This window comes from Blautia sp. ZXY-1-B12, assembly GCF_056339915.1.
Map to the genome: position 1 here is coordinate 1 of NZ_JBWJVP010000021.1, position 5,783 is coordinate 5,783.

4 protein-coding genes and 2 pseudogenes are annotated in these 5,783 nt (G+C 40.6%); 5 read left to right on the forward strand and 1 reads right to left on the reverse strand.

What is annotated here, in order from left to right:
• Positions 1 to 377 precede the first annotated feature (377 nt).
• Positions 378 to 1,439, forward strand: coding sequence for a tryptophan--tRNA ligase (gene trpS, locus AC075L_RS01480; RefSeq protein WP_022380250.1), 1,062 nt, complete (start codon positions 378 to 380; stop codon positions 1,437 to 1,439).
• Positions 1,440 to 1,654: 215 nt separating this feature from the next.
• Here the strand turns inward: trpS and gnpA are convergent, their stop codons facing one another.
• Complete coding sequence (gene gnpA, locus AC075L_RS01485) at positions 1,655 to 3,811, reverse strand: 1,3-beta-galactosyl-N-acetylhexosamine phosphorylase (protein ID WP_118633033.1); 2,157 nt, start codon at positions 3,809 to 3,811, stop codon at positions 1,655 to 1,657.
• A 370-nt stretch (positions 3,812 to 4,181) separates the two neighbouring features.
• Between gnpA and AC075L_RS01490 the strand changes: the two genes are divergently transcribed.
• From AC075L_RS01490 to AC075L_RS01505, 4 genes and pseudogenes are all read left to right on the forward strand, one after another.
• Complete coding sequence (locus AC075L_RS01490) at positions 4,182 to 4,385, forward strand: hypothetical protein (protein ID WP_476387066.1); 204 nt, start codon at positions 4,182 to 4,184, stop codon at positions 4,383 to 4,385.
• A 224-nt stretch (positions 4,386 to 4,609) separates the two neighbouring features.
• Positions 4,610 to 5,020: a helix-turn-helix transcriptional regulator gene (locus tag AC075L_RS01495; RefSeq protein ID WP_476387067.1), complete on the forward strand. Its 411-nt coding sequence runs from the start codon at positions 4,610 to 4,612 to the stop codon at positions 5,018 to 5,020.
• Between the two features lie 4 nt (positions 5,021 to 5,024).
• Positions 5,025 to 5,225 (forward strand): annotated as a pseudogene (locus AC075L_RS01500) (flagellin lysine-N-methylase); the annotation flags it as partial.
• Positions 5,226 to 5,353: 128 nt separating this feature from the next.
• Positions 5,354 to 5,783 (forward strand): annotated as a pseudogene (locus AC075L_RS01505) (flagellin lysine-N-methylase); the annotation flags it as partial.

Consider the following 5,783-nt stretch of genomic DNA (forward strand, 5'->3'; position numbering starts at 1 on the left):
TCTCAGGGGAAGTCTCCTTTTCATTAGACTGGAAAGTAGTGTAGGTACATTCAGACTGTACACCTGGTTTCTTGTCTGAAGCACCGCTGAAATCAAATACTGGCATGGTAAATACTCCTTTTATCTTATCATACAACGCATGACATATTTCTGTTACGCATCTCTGCAATCCTGCCGGAAGCTATTTATTATTCTAGCAGAATCTTTTCTTTTAATCAATTCTGTAAATGTATTTATTGCATAAATATTCAATAAATTATATCCTCATTTATTCCCCCAAAATCATTGACGGTAACATTCGCAGGCCTGATAATAGTAGTAACTGAGAATTTCCAGAAACTCTCTGGAAAATCGGAATTTACTTTTAGGAGAGCAAAATGAGCAAAATTATTTTAACCGGTGACCGCCCAACAGGCCGCCTTCATGTTGGACATTATGTTGGTTCATTATCCGAGCGTGTTCGTTTACAGAACTCCGGCTTATATGATGAAATTTATATTATGATCGCAGATGCACAGGCATTAACAGATAACGCTGAACACCCTGAGAAAGTTCGCCAGAACATCCTTCAGGTTGCCCTGGATTATCTTGCATGCGGCATTGATCCTGAGAAATCCACTATCTTTATCCAGTCCATGGTTCCGGAGCTTACAGAGCTTACTTTCTATTATATGAACCTTGTTACTGTGGCACGTGTACAGCGTAATCCTACAGTTAAATCTGAAATCCAGATGCGTAATTTTGAGGCAAGCATCCCTGTTGGATTCTTCTGCTATCCGATCAGCCAGGCTGCAGACATCACTGCATTCCGCGCTACTACTGTTCCGGTTGGCGAAGATCAGCTTCCAATGCTCGAGCAGTGCAAGGAGATCGTACACAAATTTAATACTGTTTATGGCGAAACTCTGACAGAGCCTGAGATTATTCTGCCATCCAATAAAGCCTGCTTACGTCTGCCAGGTATTGACGGAAAAGCAAAAATGAGCAAATCTCTCGGAAACTGCATCTACCTTTCAGATGAAGAAGCAGATGTTAAGAAGAAGGTTATGTCCATGTTCACAGACCCGAATCATCTTCGTGTGGAAGATCCGGGACGTGTGGAAGGAAACCCTGTATTTATTTATCTGGATGCATTCTGTAAACCGGAATATTTCGCAGAGTTCCTGCCTGAATATCAGAATCTGGATGAACTGAAAGCCCATTATACACGCGGCGGTCTGGGTGATGTCAAGGTTAAGAAGTTCCTGAACAAAGTACTCCAGGCAGAGCTTTCTCCAATCCGCGAGAGACGTAAATACTGGGAGCAGCATCTTGATGATGTATATGATATCCTCAAAGAGGGAAGCAAGGTTGCTGAAGCAAAAGCTGCACAGACACTTCATGATGTTCGTTCAGCAATGCAGATCAACTACTTTGATGATAACAGCTTAATCAAATAATTGTATGCCGGTGGCTACAGCGACCGACAACAATGCGTAAATAAGAAATTCAAACGCAAGATTGTTCAAAAATCAACTTATTGACACATCAAAACAAGGTTCAGGCAAAAGCATTCTGCTCACGTCTGAACCTGTTCTGTTATTTCTTCACTGACTTTCTTTTCAATCTATTTTACAGATAAAATCTATCCGATATCTTTCATATCCGATATCTTTCATATCTGATACCATTTGATCTCATTTGCCTCCATATGTAACCGGAAGCTGCTTCCATCACCTCTGTAAACTACTGTATCCTGTGGTTCGTAAGTGTTGTTGACTACGCAGTATTTTCCATTTTTTACGTAAGCATGTACTTCTACATTGTAGTTGGTTGAATACCAGCAGTGAAGTTCTTCCTCTGCGGATGCTGACCAAAGGACTGCACGATAAAGCACGCGGCTGTTCTTAAAGCTGTATGGAAGTCCGCTGATATAAACGCCTCTTCCTTTACCGAAAGTCTTTACAGCCATCTGCACTTCCTGGTCTTTCTGGATTAAGATTTCTGTTTCCGGTAAGGCATAAATGTTCTTCTTACCTTCACCGAAATCAACCTCGCCTTCTGCATCTTTAAGGATGAAATGATCTCTGTGTTCTTCCCAGTTATATTTATCTGTATTCAGGTTAAATCCATGTTCTTCTTCTACTCCAAGTACATCATCTAACTGAATGAATCTGCCCTGCCACTGATGTGCTGCCGGTTCTCCTACACCGATAAATCCACCGCCATTATATACAAATTCTCTGACTGCTGTGATGATTGTTTCGTCGATCCAGTTCTCGCCGCCTGACTGTGCAGTGTCCGCATCTCCCACATTGATCACTACGTCAAATTTCTTCAGAAGATCTTTGTCTGCTTTGATATCGTCAAAGCTGATAAATGATACATCAAACGGTGCGCCGCTTAATGCTTCGATAATTCCGAAATAAGAATAATTCTGCTTGTAATAGATGGCGTGATGTACCATATGGTTACCCCATGAGCGCATCTTTCCCCAACAGTTCAGGACTGCTACCCGTTTTACGCAATAAGGAGTCGTTCCCTGAATGTTATCATATAAAGTGCGGAACTCTTCGCAGACTTCTTTGATATACTGTACAAAATCCGGGAATTCCAGGGCAAGTTTCAGATATCCGCCGTAGCCTATTCTCTGGATCGGGCTTCGAAGGATGGCTCTTCTTGCTGTTACCCAGTTCACTTTTGCCTCCTTTACAGGATCGCCGCCTTCATGGAACGTATCCGGGAAAAAGTATGGCAAAAATCGTCCTTCTGTATATTTTACATTCTTAATATCACTGAACAGACGCAGAGTCGCACCATTTCCAACACTTCCAACTACAGCATCCAGTCCGATAGATGCAAATTCGTCCATAAACGGTTCCATGCCAATCCAGTGATCTCCCATAAACATCATGGCTTCTTTTCCGTATTCATGTACGATATCTACCATCTCTTTGGCAAGTTTCGCAACTTCACGTCTCTGAAATGCCTGAAAATCTTTGAATTCTTTTGAGGGAATCCGGTAGGTATTGTTCATGTATCCCTGGTCAATGATATATTCCGGTCTGAAAGGATAACCCACTTCTTTCTCAAACTGCTCCAGAATATATGGGCTGACTGAAGCGGAATAGCCAAACCAGTCTACATATTTCTCTCTTGCAAATTCATCAAATATAAGAGTAAACTGATGGAAAAATGTAGTAAAGCGCACAACATCCACATACTCATGAGTATCCAGAAATCTGCGCAGACGTTCCAGGGAATAAGCTTTTGTTTTCGGCTGGCGCACATCAAATGTAATCTGCGGTTCCACATCTTTCCAGTCATTTACTACTGCATTGTACATGTGTACCGGATCCCACATGATATATGCCAGGAAGCTTACAGTGTATTCATGAAACAGCTTTGCAGCTCTGATCACTACATTACCGGTTTCTTCATCATAGCTCCACAGCTCTGTTGATACCGGTTCCCCGGTAGTACGGTCTATAACTTCCCACCATCTGTAGATATCATCTCTTGTATTCACCGCCAGCATATCCGGATATAAATGATCCATCAGATGAATTTTCAGCTTATCCTCTGTTGCTGTATGGAAGGATGTCATGATATACATCTGCTGGATTTCCTCAGGATGTGCCTTTGCCCATTCATTATCCTTACGGGTTGTATAATAGGTTGCATATATCTTGGAGCCAGTATCTTTTAATTCCTTCGGAAATTCTGTTCCGTCACAGTCACGAATCGCATCTGCACCCCATTCATCCAGTATCTCCAGTGTCTGTGGCACTACGTCCAGATTGGTTGGTATTGTTACACGGCCTTTTTTCATTGTTGTTTGTCTCCTCTCTGTATAAACCTGTCTTATTTTTTTACTTATCTGACCTGATTCTGCTCTTTCTTGCGCCTTATATGTTTATAGAATACGTTCTTTCCAAAACATTTTCAATTCTCTTTTTGCTTTGTTTTTTAGAAATCTTGCTGTGCGCATTGAATTATGATATTATATAAAAAATGTTATCAGAAATTTTGAAGGGAATTCTGTTTTTAGATATTATGTTCTATATTATTTTGATTTTTATTGTTTTTTTATGCATTTAGTCCAGTCGCAACAACTAAACGCAGAACAGATTCCCTCTATTATTTTTGTTCACTTTTTTATATCAGACAAAATTGCTAAATTATGGAGGCGAAATTTTTTTATGAGTACACATTCTCTTCGCTTCAGCCCTGAAGATACTACTCCACAGAAGATCACACTTCTGAATGCATCTTCTTCCCTCTATGAAGGTGACTGGCCAAGCATTCCCCACTCCCATGCCTTTACTGAATTATTCTATGTGCGGGACGGACAGGGGAATTCCTGCTTGAGGACAAAATCTACCCCATCTCAAAGGATGACCTGATCATTGTTAACCCTCACATTAATCATACTGAAATTTCCAGGGGAAATCCTCCTCTCAGCTATTTCACAGTGGGAGTAGGCGGATTATCCTTCTCTTTTAATGATCAGAAAGAATATCGTATCTTTAACTGCCGAAAAAAGAAAACAGATCTGCTTTTTTACTTTAACTCTCTGTTCCAGGAACTGGACAATCAATCTGAAGGGTACGAAAAAATCTGTATATATATGCTTAATATCTTGATTCTTCAGCTTCGGCGAATTACAGATTCTCCTTTCGAACTGATCACAGCACAACATCCAAGCAGGGAATGTGCAAATATCAAACGTTTTCTTGATTCTAACTACGGAGAAAACATCTCTCTTGATCATCTGTCTGCCATCAGCCACCTGAACAAGTATTATCTCAGTCATGAATTTACCAAATATTATGGGATTTCTCCTATGAACTATCTAAACAGAAAGCGAATCGAGGTATGTAAAGAACTTCTGGAAAATACTGATTACGGAATTTCAGACATTGCCCATCTGACAGGATTCTCCTCTCAGAGTTATCTCTCCCAGAGCTTTCGCAAATCCTGTGGCATGACTGCAGGAACTTACCGTAAACTTAAGAAAAAAAGAAAGGATCCTATTTAATATCATGCAATACACATTTCCAAACTACTATAAAGAATTTTCCTGCATTGCAGGAGCCTGTCCGGATACCTGCTGCGCAGGATGGCAGATCGTAATTGACGATCAGACACTGAAGAAGTACCAGCACTTTAAAGGTCCGTTCCGCAATCGCCTGCACAATGATATTGACTGGAAAGAACATGTTTTCTGCCAGTATAACAGACGCTGTGCTTTTCTCAACGAAGAGAATCTGTGTGATATCTACACAGAAGCAGGACCGGAAATGTTTCTGCAAGAACCTGCAGAAATTATCCTAGACATATTGAAGAATTTGAAGGTCTGCGTGAGATTTCCCTGTCGCTCTCCTGTCCGGAGGCAGCAAGGATTTTACTTTCCCAAAAAGAAAAGGTACATTTTATCACAAAAGAAAAAAAGACAAAAGAAGAAGTCTATGATGACTTTGATTATTTCCTGTTCACTGCACTTATGGACACCCGTGATATGCTTATAGATATCATCCAGGACAGAGCTGTACCCATGCAGAAACGTCTATGGAAACTTCTGGCTGCTGCACATGATTTCCAGTTATGTGTAAATAAAAATGAACTCTTTAAATGGGAAGAAATGCGAAAACGACATGAAGATTCCGGATACGGAGATAGATTTTGCAGCAAAATTTACTCTCGTATAAATGCAGATAACATAGAAAACAGTTCTGCTGCATCTGCCTGCGCAAATACACCAGAACAATTATTTAAAAAAATGTGGAAAACTGTTGTCCCGG